Below are 15,200 nucleotides of genomic sequence, written 5' to 3'. Positions count from 1 at the left end.
GGGTCAACAGGGTAGAGCAGCCCCGGCGCGGGCCTGCCTACCGAGCCGCCTTCGGGGCGAGTGCCGCGAAGGCCGGGCGGCCGAGCGCGAGCGCGAGCGAGGCGCGCCAGTCCGGCAGCGGTGCGAGGCCGGCGGCGGCCCAGCGGTCGTGGCCGAGGACGCTGTACGCGGGACGGACGGCCGGGCGGACGAAGGCCGCCGAGCTGGTCGGCCGGATCCGCTCCGGGTCGAGACCGCTCAACTCGTAGGCGGCGCGGGCGAGTCCGTACCAGGTGGTGCGGCCGGAGGCGGTGCCGTGGTAGATCCCGGCGGGGGCCCCGGGGGCCCGGCCGAGGGCGGCGAGCTGCTGCGCCAGCGCGTACGACCAGGTGGGCTGGCCCTGCTGGTCGTCGACCACGTCGAGGGTCTCGCGCTGGGCGGCGAGCTTCAGCATGGTGGCGACGAAGTTGTTGCCGTGCTCGCCGTAGAGCCAGGCGGTGCGGACGACGTAGCCGTGCTCGGGCAGCAGTTCGGCGACGGCGCGCTCGCCGGCCAGCTTGCTGCGGCCGTACGCGTTGGCCGGCCCGGTGGCGGCGTCCTCCGGGTACGGCTGCCCGGCGTCGCCGGGCAGCACGTAGTCGGTGGAGACGTGCAGCAGGCGGGCGCCGGCCTCGGCGCAGGCGGCGGCGAGGTGGCGGACGCCCGTGCCGTTGACGGCGGTGGCGGCCTCCTCGGCGGCCTCGGCGCCGTCGACGTCCGTCCAGGCGGCGCAGTTGACGACCACGCCGTGCCCGGCGACGGCCGCCCGGACGGCCGCCGGGTCGGTGATGTCGAGGGCGGCGCGGTCCAGCGCGGTGGCCGCGATGCCCGCCTCGGCGAGGACGCTCAGCAGGTCACGCCCGAGCATGCCGCCCGAGCCGGTCACGAGCCAGCGGGTCATGCCTGCGCCGCCTTCGGCTGCAGGCCGGCCTTCAGCGGCTCCCACCAGGCGCGGTTGTCGCGGTACCAGGCGACGGTCGCCGCCAGGCCGTCCGCGAACGCGACCTGCGGCTCGTAGCCGAGCTCGGTGCGGATCTTGCTGATGTCCAGCGAGTAGCGCAGGTCGTGGCCCTTGCGGTCGGCGACGTGCTCGACCCGCTCCCAGCCGGTGCCGGTGGCCTCCAGCAGCAGGCCGGTGAGCTCCTTGTTGGTGACCTCGGTGCCGCCGCCGATGTTGTAGACCTCGCCGGCCCGGCCGCCGCGCATCACCAGCTCGATGCCCCGGCAGTGGTCGGAGACGTGCAGCCAGTCGCGGATGTTGCCGCCGTCGCCGTACAGCGGGACGCTCGCTCCGTCGATCAGGTTGGTGGTGAAGAGCGGGATGACCTTCTCGGGGAACTGGTGGTGCCCGTAGTTGTTGGAGCAGCGGGTGACCACCACGTCCATGCCGTGGGTGCGGTGGTAGGCGAGCGCCAGCAGGTCGGAGGACGCCTTGGACGCGGAGTACGGGGAGTTGGGGGCCAGCGGCCACTCCTCCGTCCAGGAGCCCTCGGTGATCGAGCCGTACACCTCGTCGGTGGAGACGTGGACGAAGCGGCCGACCCCGTGCTTGCGGGCGGCGTCCAGCAGGACCTGGGTGCCGACCACGTTGGTCAGCACGAACGGGCCCGCTCCCTCGATCGACCGGTCCACGTGGGACTCGGCCGCGAAGTGCACCACCACATCGTGACCGGGCATCAGGGCGTCGACGGTGTCGGCGTCGCAGATGTCGCCGTGGACGAAGGTGTACCCGGGGTGGTCCGCCACGGAGGCGAGGTTGGCCTCGACACCCGAATAGGTGAGCTTGTCGAGGACGGTGATCCGGGCCGAGGCGTCAGCCCCCAGCAGGGACCGGACGAACTCCGAACCGATGAAGCCGGCACCGCCGGTCACAAGGATGCTCATAGTGCGCGAAGTGTACCGCCGCAGCACGGCCGTCCGGGGCGATCCGGCCACCGGGCGGCGGCACTCGCATAGGGTGCTGCCATGCGAGGAATTCTCCTGGCCGGCGGCACCGGATCACGACTGTGGCCGCTGACCCGCGCGGTGTCCAAACAACTGCTTCCGGTGTTCGACAAGCCGATGGTCTACTACCCGCTGTCCACCCTGGTGATGGCCGGTATCAGCGAGATCCTGATCATCACCACGCCCGAGGACCAGACCCAGTTCCAGCGGCTGCTCGGGGACGGCTCCCAGCTCGGGCTCCGGCTGGAGTACGCCGTCCAGGAGCGCCCGGAGGGGATCGCCCAGGCCTTCGTGCTGGGCGCCGAGTTCATCGGCGACGAGGCCGTCGCGCTGATCCTCGGCGACAACATCTTCCACGGCAGCGGGCTCGGCACCCGGCTCGCGCAGCACTCCGGCGCCAAGGGCGGCCGGGTCTTCGCGTACCCGGTGGCGGACCCGACGGCGTACGGGGTGGTGGAGTTCGACGAGGACGGGCAGGTGATCTCCATCGAGGAGAAGCCGGCCGAGCCGAAGTCCCGGTACGCGGTGCCCGGCCTGTACTTCTACGACAACCGGGTGGTGGAGATCGCCCGGGGCCTGCAGCCCAGCGCCCGGGGCGAGTTGGAGATCACCGCGGTCAACGAGGCGTACCTGCGGGCCGGTGAGCTGCACGTCACCAAGCTCGACCGGGGCACCGCCTGGCTGGACACCGGCACCTTCGTGTCGATGGTGCAGGCCTCGGAGTTCGTCCGGGTGATCGAGGAGCGCCAGGGCTTCAAGATCGGCTGCATCGAGGAGGCCGCCTGGCGGGCCGGGCTGATCGGATCCACCCAACTACGGGCACTGGCCGAGCCGTTGCTCAAGAGCGGGTACGGCCGGTACCTGCTGGACCTGCTGGACGAGACCGTGCCGGTCGAGTCGACGAAGGAGACGTCGCAGTGAAGTTCCGCGAGCTGGCGATCGAGGGCGCCTTCGAGATCACCCCGCAGCTGCACGGCGACCCGCGCGGCCTGTTCACCGAGTGGTACCGCTTCGACCGGCTGGCCGAGGTGGTCGGCCACCCGCTGCGGCTCGCCCAGGGCAACCTGTCCGTCTCGGCGCGCGGCGTCGTGCGCGGCATCCACTTCGCCGACGTGCCGCCCGGCCAGGCGAAGTACGTGAGCTGCGTCCGGGGCGCGGTGCTGGACGTGATCGTGGACCTGCGGGTCGGCTCCCCCACCTTCGGCCGGTGGGAGGGCGTGCGGCTGGACGACGTGGACCGGCGGGCGGTGTACGTCGCCGAGGGCCTCGGGCACGGCTTCTGCGCACTGAGCGACGACGCCACCCTGTCGTACATCTGCTCCGAGACGTACAACCCGACCGGCGAGCACGCGGTGCACCCGCTCGACCCGGACCTCGGCATCGAGTGGCCGGCCGACGTCCCGCAGCTCTCCGCCCGGGACGAGGCCGCGCCGTCGCTGGCGGACGCGATCGCCGGCGGGCTGCTGCCCTCGTACGAGGCGTGCAAGGCGTACGAGGCCTCACTGCGGGTGTAGCGCACGGCACGGTACGGCGGGTGCAGCGCACGGCACGGTCCGCCGGCGCACACCGGCCGGCGGAGCGGAAGACAAGAGGGCCCGCCCTCCCCGTCCTTGCGGACGGAGGGAGCGGGCCCTCTTGTGAGCCTGTCTGTACGACAGCTCAGGTCAGACCGTCAAGAATTACTTGAGGATCTTGGTGACCTGGCCGGCGCCGACGGTGCGGCCACCCTCACGGATGGCGAACTTGAGGCCCTCCTCCATGGCGATCGGCTGGATCAGCACGACCGTCATGGCGGTGTTGTCGCCCGGCATGATCATCTCGGTGCCCTCGGGGAGGGTCACGACGCCGGTCACGTCCGTGGTACGGAAGTAGAACTGCGGACGGTAGTTGTTGAAGAAGGGGGTGTGACGACCACCCTCGTCCTTCGACAGGATGTAGGCCTGGGCCTCGAACTCGGTGTGCGGCGTGACCGAACCCGGCTTGATGATGACCTGGCCGCGCTCGACGTCCTCGCGCTTGATGCCACGGAGGAGCAGACCGACGTTCTCGCCCGCCTGGCCCTCGTCGAGCAGCTTGCGGAACATCTCGATGCCGGTGACCGTGGTGGTGGTCTTGGTCTGCTTGATGCCGATGATGTCGACAGTCTCGTTGACCTTGAGGACACCACGCTCGATACGACCGGTGACGACGGTGCCACGACCGGTGATCGTGAAGACGTCCTCGACCGGCATCAGGAACGGCTGGTCGGTGGCGCGCGGCGGGGTCGGGATGAACTCGTCGACCGCAGCCATCAGGCCGAGGAGCTTCTCGCCCCACTCCTTGTCGCCCTCGAGCGCCTTCAGCGCCGAGACGCGGACGACCGGCAGGTCGTCGCCCGGGAAGTCGTACTCGGAGAGCAGCTCACGGACCTCGAGCTCGACGAGCTCCAGGATCTCCTCGTCCTCGACCATGTCGGACTTGTTCAGCGCGACAACGATGTTCGGAACGCCGACCTGGCGGGCCAGGAGCACGTGCTCCTTGGTCTGCGGCATCGGGCCGTCGGTGGCGGCGACGACGAGGATCGCACCGTCCATCTGGGCCGCACCGGTGATCATGTTCTTGATGTAGTCCGCGTGACCCGGGCAGTCGACGTGGGCGTAGTGACGCGCCTCGGTCTGGTACTCGACGTGCGCGATCGAGATGGTGATACCGCGCTGACGCTCCTCCGGCGCCTTGTCGATCTGGTCGAACGGCGTGAAGGGGTTGATGTCGGGGTACGCGTCGTGCAGCACCTTGGTGATGGCCGCGGTAAGGGTCGTCTTACCGTGGTCAATGTGACCGATGGTGCCGATGTTGACGTGGGGCTTCGTCCGCTCGAACTTCGCCTTCGCCACTGCAGTCCTCCTGAGGACAGTTCTGTACGCCGTGCTGACGTCAGTTGGTCTTTGATCGGGTTGGGTACGGGGTGCGCGTTCGCACTCCATGCCGTCCCGCGGGTGGGGCGGAGGAGACCCGGGGGGATCTGGGTAGATCCCCCCGGCTCGCCTCCTAATAGCCTAAGGGTTCCGAAACGTCCCGATATGCGGGGGCTCGGACCTTGGCAAGGGCCTGACCGGAGTCAGGTCCTTACTCGCCCTTGGCCTTGGCGATGATGTCGTCCGCCACGTTCCGCGGAACCTCGGCGTACGAGTCGAACTGCATCGAGTAGCTCGCGCGACCAGAGGTCTTGCTGCGCAGGTCACCGACGTAGCCGAACATCTCGGAGAGCGGCACCAGCGCCTTGACGACGCGGGCACCGTGACGCTCGTCCATGGCCTGGATCTGGCCACGACGAGAGTTGATGTCGCCGATGACCTCGCCCATGTAGTCCTCGGGCGTGGTGACCTCGACGGCCATCATCGGCTCGAGCAGCGCGGGGGACGCCTTGCGGGCACCCTCCTTGAACGCCATCGAACCGGCGATCTTGAACGCGAGCTCGGAGGAGTCGACGTCGTGCGAGGCACCGTCGAGCAGCGTCACGCGGACACCCTGAAGCGCGTAGCCCGCGAGGACACCGAACTCCATGGCCTCCTGGCAACCGGCGTCGACCGACGGGATGTACTCGCGCGGAACGCGGCCACCGGTGACCTTGTTCACGAACTCGTAGCCCTCGCCGGACTCCAGCGGCTCGATCGCGATCTGGATCTTCGCGAACTGGCCGGAACCACCGGTCTGCTTCTTGTGCGTGTAGTCGATACGCTCGACGGCCTTGCGGATCGTCTCGCGGTACGCGACCTGCGGCTTGCCGACGTTGGCCTCGACCTTGAACTCACGCTTCATACGGTCGACCAGCACCTCGAGGTGCAGCTCGCCCATACCCGCGATGATGGTCTGGCCGGTCTCCTCGTCCGTGTTGACCTGGAAGGAGGGGTCCTCCTCCGCGAGGCGCTGGATCGCGACGCCCAGCTTCTCCTGGTCGGACTTGGTCTTCGGCTCGATCGCGACGCGAATGACCGGGGCCGGGAAGTCCATGGACTCCAGGATGACCGGGTTCTTCTCGTCGGACAGGGTCTCGCCGGTGGTGGTCTGCTTGAGACCCATGACGGCGACGATGTCGCCGGCGCCCACCGAGTCGATCTCCTCACGCTTGTTCGCGTGCATGCGGTAGATCTTGCCGATGCGCTCCTTCTTGCCCTTCACCGAGTTGAGGACGGCGGTGCCGGCCTCGAGACGCCCGGAGTAGACGCGAACGAAGGTGAGCTTGCCCAGGTGCGGGTCGGACATGATCTTGAACGCAAGCGCGGACAGCGGCTCGTCGTCCGAAGCCTGGCGGACGATCTTCTCTTCGTCGTTGCCCGGCTTGGTGCCCTCGATGCCGTCGATGTCCAGCGGCGACGGCAGGTACTTGACGACCGCGTCGAGCAGGGGCTGAACGCCCTTGTTCTTGAACGCGGAGCCACAGAAGATCGGCGTGAAGGCCGACTCCAGGGTGCCCTTGCGGATCGCGGCGACCAGCAGCTCCTCGGGGACGTCCTCGCCCTCCATGGCGAGTTCCATCACCTCGTCGCTGATGTTCGACACGGTGTCGAGGAGCGCCTCGCGGTACTCGTTCGCCTGGTCGACCAGGTCGGCCGGGATGTCGACGACGTCGTACATCTCGCCCTTGGTCGCCTCGGGCGACCAGACCAGAGCCTTCATCTTGACGATGTCGACAACGCCGACGAAGTCGCCCTCGGCACCGATCGGGAGCTGCATCACCAGCGGGGTCGCGCCGAGGCGGTCCACGATGGTCTGCACGCAGAAGAAGAAGTTCGCGCCCGTGCGGTCCAGCTTGTTGATGAAGCAGATGCGCGGGACGCCGTAGCGGTCAGCCTGCCGCCACACGGTCTCGGACTGGGGCTCGACACCGGCGACACCGTCGAACACCGTCACGCCACCGTCGAGTACGCGGAGCGAACGCTCCACCTCGACGGTGAAGTCGACGTGACCCGGGGTGTCGATGATGTTGATGGTGTGGTCGCTGTCATCGAGCGTCCAGTGACAGGTCGTCGCGGCCGACGTGATCGTGATGCCGCGCTCCTGCTCCTGCTCCATCCAGTCCATGGTGGCAGCGCCATCGTGGACCTCACCGATCTTGTACGAGACACCGGTGTAGAACAGGATCCGCTCGGTGGTGGTGGTCTTGCCCGCGTCGATGTGCGCCATGATCCCGATGTTGCGGACCTTGGCCAGGTCAAGGGAGGTTGCAGCCATGGTGGCTCGTTCTCTCTCTGTCTAGTGACGGGGTTAGGACTACCAGCGGTAGTGCGCGAAGGCCTTGTTGGACTCGGCCATCTTGTGGGTGTCCTCGCGACGCTTCACGGAAGCACCGAGGCCGTTGCTGGCGTCGAGGATCTCGTTGAGCAGACGCTCGGTCATGGTCTTCTCACGACGGGCGCGGGAGTAACCGACCAGCCAGCGCAGCGCGAGGGTGTTGGCGCGGCCCGGACGGACCTCGACCGGCACCTGGTAGGTGGCGCCACCGACACGGCGGGACTTCACCTCAAGGGTGGGCTTGACGTTCTCAAGCGCGCGCTTGAGGGCGACCACGGGGTCGGCGCCGGTCTTCTCACGGACGCCCTCGAGGGCGCCGTAGACGATCCGCTCGGCAGTGGAGCGCTTGCCGTGGAGCAGGATCTTGTTGACCAGCGAGGTCACGAGCGGCGAGCCGTAGACCGGGTCAATGATGACCGGGCGCTTCGGGGCGGGACCCTTACGAGGCATTCTTACTTCTCCTTCTTGGCGCCGTAGCGGCTACGAGCCTGCTTGCGGTTCTTGACACCCTGGGTGTCGAGCGAGCCGCGGATGATCTTGTAGCGGACACCAGGAAGGTCCTTCACACGGCCACCGCGCACCAGCACGATGGAGTGCTCCTGCAGGTTGTGGCCCTCACCCGGAATGTAGGCGGTGACCTCGATCCCGCTGGTGAGGCGCACACGGGCGACCTTACGGAGAGCCGAGTTCGGCTTCTTCGGGGTGGTCGTGTACACACGCGTGCAAACACCGCGGCGCTGGGGCGAACCCTTGAGCGCGGGCGTCTTGTTCTTCTCGACCTTGTCCTGCCGGCCCTTTCGGACCAGCTGCTGGATCGTAGGCACCGTTTCTCCGTTTTCTGTGTGCCAAGGCTGCGTAAAACTAACCTGCGGTGACCCCAACCCTCCGACCCACGCGGTCGGGTGTGTTGAGCCTCTTCCGTTCTGCGGCGCGGGCCCTGAGGCCTACTCGCACAGTGGGAGGAATCGCGGAATCCCATGAGCTGATGTGCAGCGACGGCACTCGCGCGCGCGGAGCGGTTTGAAACGCTCCGATATGGCGCGGCGGCCGGTGTGCATGCACGCACAAGGACCCGGGGACACCCCAGGCACAAGGTCAGAGCGTACCTAGCGCATCGGGCGCGGTCAAAACAAATGCAACGCCGCAGCTCAACACTGGCGGGGCCGGGACACCCGGACGGCGCAGCGGCCTGCTGCCGTCTTACCACAGATGGCGCCCGACGGCAGCCTCCGGCCACCCGGCGGGACGCCCTGCGGCCGTCCGCCCGGCGGCCCGACCCCGGCGGGGCACTCCGGGACGGACCCGGGCATCCGGGGGCATCCGGTCCGAATTCACCCGTTCGGCCCAGACGCGCCGAGGCCGCCGACCTTGATCACCGGAGCCCGGAGGTGATGAGAGGCTGACCGCGTACGCACGCCCACCGGCTTACCCGCGTTCGACCCGTGAGCAGGAGACCCCCGCCATGCAGGCCAGCACCCCACCACCCGCCGCCGTCAGCATCCGGAACCTCTGGAAGCGCTTCGGCGGGCACGTCGCCGTGGCGGGCCTGACCCTGGACCTCCCGGCCGGGTCCTTCGTCGGGCTGGTCGGGCCGAACGGTGCCGGCAAGACCACCACGCTCTCGATGGCCACCGGCCTGCTCCGGCCGGACCACGGCACCGTGCTGGTGCACGGCGCGGACGTCTGGTCCGACCCGGTCGCGGTCAAGGCGAGGATCGGCATCCTGCCGGAGGGCCTGCGGATGTTCGAGCGCCTCAGCGGGCGCGAACTGCTCCAGTACAACGGACGGTTGCGCGGCCTGCCGGGCGCCGAGGTGGACCGGCGGGCCGAGGAGCTGCTCGGCGTCCTCGACCTGCTGGGCGCCGCCGACAAGCTGGTGGCGGACTACTCCACCGGTATGCGCAAGAAGATCGGCCTGGCCGCCGCCCTGCTGCACAACCCCGACGTGCTCTTCCTGGACGAGCCCTTCGAGGGCGTCGACCCGGTCTCCGCCCAGACCATCCGGGGCGTGCTGGCGCGCTACGCGGCGGCCGGCTCCACCGTGGTCTTCTCCAGCCACGTGATGGAGCTGGTCGAGCAGCTCTGCGACTGGGTGGCGGTGATAAACGCCGGCCAGGTGATCGCCCAGGGCCCGCTGGACGCCGTCCGGGGCGAGCGCTCGCTGCACACGGTCTTCCTGGAGCTGGTCGGTGTCCGCGAGGACGACGGCCAGGCGCTCGGCTGGCTCGGCGCCCCCGAGCGGGGCGCGCGGGACGGCGCGCCGAACGGCCCGCAGAGCGGCGCGCAGGACACCACCCAGGGCGGCGCGCGATGACCGCCGCCGTACCCGAGGACCGGGTGGTCGTCCGGGCCCTCGTCGCGCTCAAGCTCCGGCTGCTGGCCAACGGGCTGCGGCACAGCGTCCAGCGCCGGGTGGTCTACCTGCTCGGCTGCCTGCTCGGCCTGCTGTTCGCCTCCGCGGCGGCGCTCGGCCTCTCCCTCCTGCACGGCCGCACGGGCGCCGCCGACGCCGCCGTGATGCTGGCCACCGGCGTCACGGTCGGCTGGGCCGCGCTGCCGCTCTTCCTCTTCAGCAGTGACGAGAGCGCCGACCCGACCAGGCTCACCATGCTGCCGCTGCGCCCGCGCGCGATGCTGCGCGGCACCCTGCTGGCCGCCCTGATCGGGCCCGGCCCGGTGCTCTCGCTGATCCTGCTGAGCGGCGCGGCGGTGGCGGCGTCCGGCGGCGCCGCCTCGGTGCCGTTCGCCGTGCTCGGCGTGCCACTGGCCGCGATCACCCTGGTCACGCTCTCCCGGGCGGTCGCGGCGGGGAACGCCCGGCTGCTCTCCAGCCGGCGCGGCAAGGACTTCGCGATCTTCGGCGGCCTGCTCTTCGCCGTCCTGATCCAGGTCGGCAACCTGGCCTCGCAGAGTGTCCTCGGCCGGTCCGGCGGGCAGCCGGACCTCTCCCCGCTGAAGCCGTTCGCCGCGGTGCTGCGCTGGCTCCCGCCGGTCAGCGCGGTCGACGCCGCCCGCAGCGCCGGGGACGGCTCGTACGGGGCGGCGGCGGCGCAGCTCGCGCTGACCGCCGGGCTGCTGGTGCTGCTGATGCGCTGGTGGAGCGGCAGCCTGCAGCAGCTGATGGTGACGGCGGACGCGTCCACCCAGATCGACACCAAGGGCGTCGGCCGTGCTCGGGCGGCCCGCTTCTTCCCCGAGGGCCGGGTCGGCGCGGTGATGCAGCGCCACCTGCGCTACGCCTGGCGCGAGCCGCGCGCGAAGGCGGCGGTGTTCACCAGCCTCGGGATGACGACGGTCTTCAGCGTGCTCTCGGTGGTCCAGGGCTGGGCCTCGGTCTACGTGGTGGCGCTGGCCGGGCTGATGCTCGGGCTGCAGATGGTGAACCTGTTCGGGATGGACGGCTCCGCGTTCTGGATGGTCGCCAGCACCATCGCCACCCCCGCCCAGGCCCGCGAGGAGCTGCGCGGGCGGGCGTACGCGGTGCTCACGTACGCGGTGCCGTGCTCGCTGGTGCTCGCCCTCGGCCTGAGCGCCGCCACCGGGCAGTGGGGCGAGCTGGCGCCCGCGCTCGGCCTGACCCTCGGCGCGCTGGGCGCGGGGATCGGGCTGGGGGCGCTGCTCAGCGTGTTCGCGCCGTACACGATGCCCTCCGACAGCAACCCGATGCGCAACGCCGCCCCCGGGCAGAGCGGGGTGGTGATGCTGAACAGTTTCGGCTCGATGCTGGGCGTCCTGGTGCTCGTCCTGCCGCTCGGCGCACTGCTCGCCGGGCTGCTGTTCACGGACGGCCCGGCCTGGCTGCTGCTGGTGATCGGGCCGCTGTACGGCGCCGCGCTCGCCGCGCTGGGCCTGCGCCGGGCGGCCTCCCGGCTGCTGGACCGCCTCCCGGAGATCCTGGCGACGGCCGTCGAACGCTGACGGCTCCGGCATGATGGATGGAGTTCGGACCACCAGACGAAGGCAGTGACACACCGTGAGCAAGCGTAAGGGCGAGCGGGGTCCTGTCATGGGCGACCCGGCGACCGACCAGCTGGTCGAGCAGGCCGTCTACCAGGTGATCGGGGCGCCGGCGGACGGGCTGGACCCGGCGCTGGACGCCTCGGCCTCGATACTCGCCGCCTCGGCGGAGCGGTGGCCGGCGGTGAGCCTGGCACTGGTCGCGTTCGCCGAGCAGTCCGTCGGGCGCACCTGGGCGAACGGGTGGCGGCCCGCCGACCTGGTCCGGGTGGTGCGGCGCGGGCTCGGGCCCGTGCAGCTGGCACTGGCGGTGGACCTGATCGCGGCCGAGGGCCGTCGCCACCCCGCCGCCACGCTCGACCGGCGCTGGCAGGAGCAGCTGCGCGAGCTGGCCGTCGAGGTCTGGTGGCGGACGGACGAGGAGTACCTCGCGGAGTTCGCCGTCCGGCACCGGCTGGACCGGTTCGCGCTGGCCACCGCCGTGCTGGAACTGCTGCGGGTCTGGGGCCACCTCCCGACGATCACCCCCGTCGGCCCGGCGCCGGGCGCGGCGCCGCTGCGGCCGAGCCGGCCCACCGGTCCGGTGACGGGTGAGCCGAGGATGCTGTCGCGGATCCGGGCACTGCTGGCCAAGGCCGAGTCCACCGAGTACCCCGAAGAGGCCGAGGCGCTGACCGCCAAGGCACAGCAGTTGATGGCGCAGCACAGCATCGACGAGGCCCTGCTGGCCGTCGGGCACCCCGCCAAGGACACCCCCGCCGCCCTGCGGATCGGGGTGGACAACCCGTACGAGGGCCCGAAGACCATGCTGCTGGACGCCGTCGCGGCGGCGAACCGCTGCCGGGTGGTCTGGGCGAAGGAGTTCGGCTTCTGCACCATCGTCGGCTTCGACGCCGACCTGGACGGCGTGGAGCTGCTCTACACCTCCCTGCTGGTGCAGGCGACCTCCGCGATGCACCGGGCGGGCAGCCGCCAGCACCTGGACGGCGCGTCCCGGACGAAGTCCTTCCGGCAGTCCTTCCTGGTCGCGTACGCGGCCCGGATCCGCGAACGGCTGACGGCGGCGACCGAGCAGACCACCAAGGACGCGGCCGCCGGGAAGCACCTGCGCGAGGACGGCACGGCCGAACAGCTGGTGCCCGACGAGCGGCTGCTGCCCGCGCTGGCGGCACGCGAGGAGGCGGTGGACCGGACGGTGGGCCAGATGTTCCCGAAGCTGACCGCCCAGCGGGTCCGGGTCAGCGACGGCGAGGGCTGGGCGGCCGGCCGCGCGGCCGCCGACCGGGCCGACCTGCACGGGCGGGCCGGGGCGATCCGCGCCTGAGGCTGCCGCGCAGCCACCCCCTAGGGTGGTCACCCGGTTGCCTAGGAGGGGTTCTTGCGCGTGGTGGAGTACGGGGAGCGGGTTCGCGGTGCGTTGCTGGGCGGCGCGCTGGGGGATGCGTTGGGCTGGCCGGTGGAGTTCATGCGGCTGGAGGAGATCCGGGCGAGGTTCGGCCCGGCCGGGCTCGCGGATCTCGCCCGGGCCGGGCGCGGCGGGCAGGTCACGGACGACACCCAGATGACGCTGTTCACGGCGGAGGGACTGATCCGGGGCCGGGCCGACGGCACGCAGGTGCCGATGGCCGTACACCGGGCGTACCAGCGCTGGATGCTGACGCAGAACCACGACCTGCCGCAGGAGGTCGAGCCGTCGCCGCTGAGCGACGGCTGGCTGCTGCGCCAACCGTTCCTGTACGCGCAGCGGGCGCCCGGCAACGCGTGCATGAGCGGGGTGGCGCACCACCGGACGTACCGCAAGCCCGCGCCGTTCGGGCAGGACGGGCCGGTCAACCCGGGCTCCAAGGGCTGCGGGACGGTGATGCGGTCGGCGCCGTTCGGGCTGGCCCGGCTGGGGGTGGAGTGGGCGTTCTGGCTGTCCGCGCAGTGCGCGCAGCTGACCCACGGGCACCCGACGGGGTATCTGGCGGCGGGCGCGTTCTCGGCGCTGGTCGAGCGGCTGGCGGCCGGGGTGGACCTGCCGCAGGCGGTGGCGGAGACGATCGAGCAGGTCGCGGCGTACCCGAGCGCCGAGGAGACGGTGGAGGCGCTGCGCCGGGCCGTCCGGATCGCCGCGGAGGGCGCACCGTCGGCCGAGGCCGTGGAGCGGGTCGGTCTCGGCTGGATCGCCGAGGAGTGCCTCGCGATCGCGGTCTACTGCGCGCTGGCCGGGCGGGACGCCCGGGAGGCACTGGCCCTGTCGGTGAACCACTCGGGTGACAGCGACTCCACCGGTGCGGTCTGCGGCAACCTGGTCGGCGCCCGGTACGGCGTCTCGGCGCTGCCCGCCGACTGGCTGGCCCTCGTGGAGGGCCGCCAGGTCGTCACGCAGGTGGCCGACGACCTGGTGGCGGCGTTCGGCGGGGACGCGGCGCTGCTCGGCGACCGCTACCCGGCCTGAGCCGCCCGGGGCGGCGTCGGGGCAGGTCGTAAGGGCGCCCATAATGCGGACATGGAACGCAACGCCGCCCTCCCCCGGACCGCCCTCCCCCGGACCGCCCGAGTGGTCGCCGTCCCGGCGCTGGCGCTGCTCGCGCTGCTGACCGGCTGCTCCTCCACGGCCGCTCCGGCGCCCACCGGCTCGCCGGGCGCCACCGCGCCGGGGTCGCTCTCCGTCCAGGGCCCCCGCTCACACCTGGAGCTGACCGGGGGCCGGCTGACCACCGGCGCGTCCGGCGCGTCCGAGCTGGCGGTGAGCGTCCGCAACGCCGGGACCGCCCCCGAGCACCTGGCGATGGTCAGCACCCCGGACGGGGGCCGTGCGACGCTCCAGGGCGGCAAGGGCCCCGACAACGCCCTCACCGCCGCGGGCGTCCTGATCCGCCCCGGCGAGACCGCCGTCTTCGGCGGCGCCGACGGCCCGAAGATCCTCTTCCCGGCCCACCCGGCCGGCTCGGCCGCCACCCCGCCGAGCGGTCCGGCCGACGCGATCATGATCTTCAGCGTCTCGGGGCTGGTCCACTTCCAGGTGCCCGCCGGTCGCTGACCGAGACTCGTTCCGGCGCCGGCCGGCGGCCGGCGGCCGGCGGCCGGCGGCGGAACGGAAAAGCCGTTCGCCCGCACCGTCGAGGTGTGATCAACTGTGCGACGACCTGCGGACGAGGCAGCCGTCAGGTCCGGCCCTGAGCTTCCTCCTCAACGGCCGGCCCCGGACTGCCCTGGAGAAGGCTCGTGTCCGCTGACGGACTGAACGCACCGGACATCGGCACCCAGGACTCGGCTCCGGAGCCGGGGCCGTCGCCGTCGGACCGTACCGGCCCGCCCACGGCACCGGCCGAGCAGTCGGCCGCGTTCAAGGCCTTCGTCCTGGGCCGGGCCGAGGACGACCCGCACGCGCGGCCCGGGTGGAGCCGCCTGGCGCTCGCCTCACTGGTCCCCGGCGTCATCGGCTTCTTCTGGCCGGTGGGTCTCGTCCTGGCCGTCGCGGCACTGCTACGGATCCGGCGGACGAAGCAGGAGGGCCGCTGGGCCGCGCTGACGGGCCTGGCCCTGTGCACGATCTGGGCGGTCTTCGGAACGTCCCTCTTCTGGAAGGGCACCTCCGACCACCAGAGCGTCCGGACCGTCAGCGGATACGACCTGAAGGCCGGCGACTGTTTCGGCCCCGATCCGTCCGGGGCGGCCCTGGCCGTGGAGGTGACGGCGCTCCCCTGCTCGCAACTCCACCACGGCGAGGTGTTCGCCCTGGCGGACATGGGCAACGCGGTCTACGGCGGCCCGGCGGACTCGGACAAGGGCGCCGGCGACGCCTGTTCGGCAGCGGTGGCCGGCTATCTGCCGCCGGGCCGGGCCCTCCCCGCCTCGCTCCGGATCGACTACCTCCCGCCGCAGGGCAACCTGGTGGTCGTACGACCGCACCGGACGGTGATCTGCGCCTTCGTGGACCGCGGCACCGGCTGGACGGGCAGCCTCCACGACACCGCCGCCCCCACGCCGACGCCCTAGCCTCCGGCCCCGTCGGGCGGACGGCG

At 71.3% G+C, this 15,200-nt stretch carries 14 protein-coding genes; 8 read left to right on the top strand and 6 right to left on the bottom strand.

All coding sequences use genetic code 11. The features are described 5' to 3' along the window. Window positions 1-37: 37 nt before the first annotated feature. Both rfbD and rfbB read right to left on the bottom strand, forming a co-directional pair. Complete coding sequence (gene rfbD, locus ABD330_RS01100; protein WP_344459692.1) at window positions 38-919, bottom strand: dTDP-4-dehydrorhamnose reductase; 882 nt, start codon at window positions 917-919, stop codon at window positions 38-40. Continuing rightward, window positions 916-1,902, bottom strand: coding sequence for a dTDP-glucose 4,6-dehydratase (gene rfbB / locus ABD330_RS01095; protein ID WP_344459690.1), 987 nt, complete (start codon window positions 1,900-1,902; stop codon window positions 916-918). The genes rfbD and rfbB overlap by 4 nt, the downstream gene beginning before the upstream one ends. Before the next feature lie 81 nt (window positions 1,903-1,983). Here rfbB and rfbA point away from each other — a divergent pair, with 81 nt between their 5' ends. Beyond that, the gene (rfbA, locus tag ABD330_RS01090) at window positions 1,984-2,883 is read left to right on the top strand and encodes a glucose-1-phosphate thymidylyltransferase RfbA (RefSeq protein ID WP_344459688.1); all 900 of its coding nucleotides are present in this window, start codon (window positions 1,984-1,986) and stop codon (window positions 2,881-2,883) included. After that, the gene (rfbC, locus tag ABD330_RS01085) at window positions 2,880-3,476 is read left to right on the top strand and encodes a dTDP-4-dehydrorhamnose 3,5-epimerase (protein WP_344459686.1); all 597 of its coding nucleotides are present in this window, start codon (window positions 2,880-2,882) and stop codon (window positions 3,474-3,476) included. Before rfbA ends, rfbC begins: the two co-directional genes overlap by 4 nt. Before the next feature lie 165 nt (window positions 3,477-3,641). Here rfbC and tuf read toward each other — a convergent pair whose 3' ends face one another. From tuf to rpsL, 4 genes are all read right to left on the bottom strand, one after another. Next, a complete protein-coding gene (tuf, locus tag ABD330_RS01080; protein WP_344459684.1) occupies window positions 3,642-4,835 on the bottom strand; it encodes an elongation factor Tu in 1,194 nt (397 codons plus the stop codon). Between the two features lie 232 nt (window positions 4,836-5,067). After that, window positions 5,068-7,173: an elongation factor G gene (fusA, locus tag ABD330_RS01075; protein ID WP_344459682.1), complete on the bottom strand. Its 2,106-nt coding sequence runs from the start codon at window positions 7,171-7,173 to the stop codon at window positions 5,068-5,070. A 39-nt stretch (window positions 7,174-7,212) separates the two neighbouring features. Further along, complete coding sequence (rpsG, locus tag ABD330_RS01070; protein ID WP_030457432.1) at window positions 7,213-7,683, bottom strand: 30S ribosomal protein S7; 471 nt, start codon at window positions 7,681-7,683, stop codon at window positions 7,213-7,215. Window positions 7,684-7,685: 2 nt separating this feature from the next. Beyond that, entirely contained in the window at window positions 7,686-8,057 is a 372-nt protein-coding gene (gene rpsL, locus ABD330_RS01065; RefSeq protein WP_014144289.1) for a 30S ribosomal protein S12, read from the bottom strand. A 638-nt stretch (window positions 8,058-8,695) separates the two neighbouring features. Between rpsL and ABD330_RS01060 the strand changes: the two genes are divergently transcribed. From ABD330_RS01060 to ABD330_RS01035, 6 genes are all read left to right on the top strand, one after another. Further along, window positions 8,696-9,547 (top strand): ABC transporter ATP-binding protein, encoded by an 852-nt coding sequence (locus ABD330_RS01060; RefSeq protein WP_344459680.1) that lies wholly within the window; start codon window positions 8,696-8,698, stop codon window positions 9,545-9,547. After that, entirely contained in the window at window positions 9,544-11,151 is a 1,608-nt protein-coding gene (locus tag ABD330_RS01055; protein WP_344459678.1) for a transporter, read from the top strand. The genes ABD330_RS01060 and ABD330_RS01055 overlap by 4 nt, the downstream gene beginning before the upstream one ends. 55 nt (window positions 11,152-11,206) lie before the next feature. Continuing rightward, complete coding sequence (locus tag ABD330_RS01050) at window positions 11,207-12,514, top strand: DUF2786 domain-containing protein (RefSeq protein ID WP_344459676.1); 1,308 nt, start codon at window positions 11,207-11,209, stop codon at window positions 12,512-12,514. A 60-nt stretch (window positions 12,515-12,574) separates the two neighbouring features. Then, the gene (locus ABD330_RS01045; RefSeq protein ID WP_344460021.1) at window positions 12,575-13,630 is read left to right on the top strand and encodes an ADP-ribosylglycohydrolase family protein; all 1,056 of its coding nucleotides are present in this window, start codon (window positions 12,575-12,577) and stop codon (window positions 13,628-13,630) included. Window positions 13,631-13,681: 51 nt separating this feature from the next. Next, a complete protein-coding gene (locus tag ABD330_RS01040; RefSeq protein ID WP_344459675.1) occupies window positions 13,682-14,215 on the top strand; it encodes a hypothetical protein in 534 nt (177 codons plus the stop codon). Window positions 14,216-14,400: 185 nt separating this feature from the next. After that, window positions 14,401-15,174 (top strand): DUF4190 domain-containing protein, encoded by a 774-nt coding sequence (locus ABD330_RS01035; RefSeq protein ID WP_344459673.1) that lies wholly within the window; start codon window positions 14,401-14,403, stop codon window positions 15,172-15,174. Window positions 15,175-15,200 lie beyond the last annotated feature (26 nt).

Source organism: Kitasatospora kazusensis (assembly GCF_039529945.1).
Lineage (GTDB): Bacteria > Actinomycetota > Actinomycetes > Streptomycetales > Streptomycetaceae > Kitasatospora > Kitasatospora kazusensis.
This window is presented reverse-complemented; position numbering and strand designations above follow the sequence as displayed.

Coding starts and splice junctions, on each gene's coding strand:
- rfbA (WP_344459688.1), top strand. CDS start 1,984: ATGCGAGGAATTCTCCTGGCCGGCGGCACCGGATCACGACTGTGGCCG.
- fusA (WP_344459682.1), bottom strand. CDS start 7,173: ATGGCTGCAACCTCCCTTGACCTGGCCAAGGTCCGCAACATCGGGATC.
- rfbB (WP_344459690.1), bottom strand. CDS start 1,902: ATGAGCATCCTTGTGACCGGCGGTGCCGGCTTCATCGGTTCGGAGTTC.
- ABD330_RS01040 (WP_344459675.1), top strand. CDS start 13,682: ATGGAACGCAACGCCGCCCTCCCCCGGACCGCCCTCCCCCGGACCGCC.
- rfbD (WP_344459692.1), bottom strand. CDS start 919: ATGACCCGCTGGCTCGTGACCGGCTCGGGCGGCATGCTCGGGCGTGAC.
- ABD330_RS01060 (WP_344459680.1), top strand. CDS start 8,696: ATGCAGGCCAGCACCCCACCACCCGCCGCCGTCAGCATCCGGAACCTC.
- ABD330_RS01055 (WP_344459678.1), top strand. CDS start 9,544: ATGACCGCCGCCGTACCCGAGGACCGGGTGGTCGTCCGGGCCCTCGTC.
- rpsG (WP_030457432.1), bottom strand. CDS start 7,683: ATGCCTCGTAAGGGTCCCGCCCCGAAGCGCCCGGTCATCATTGACCCG.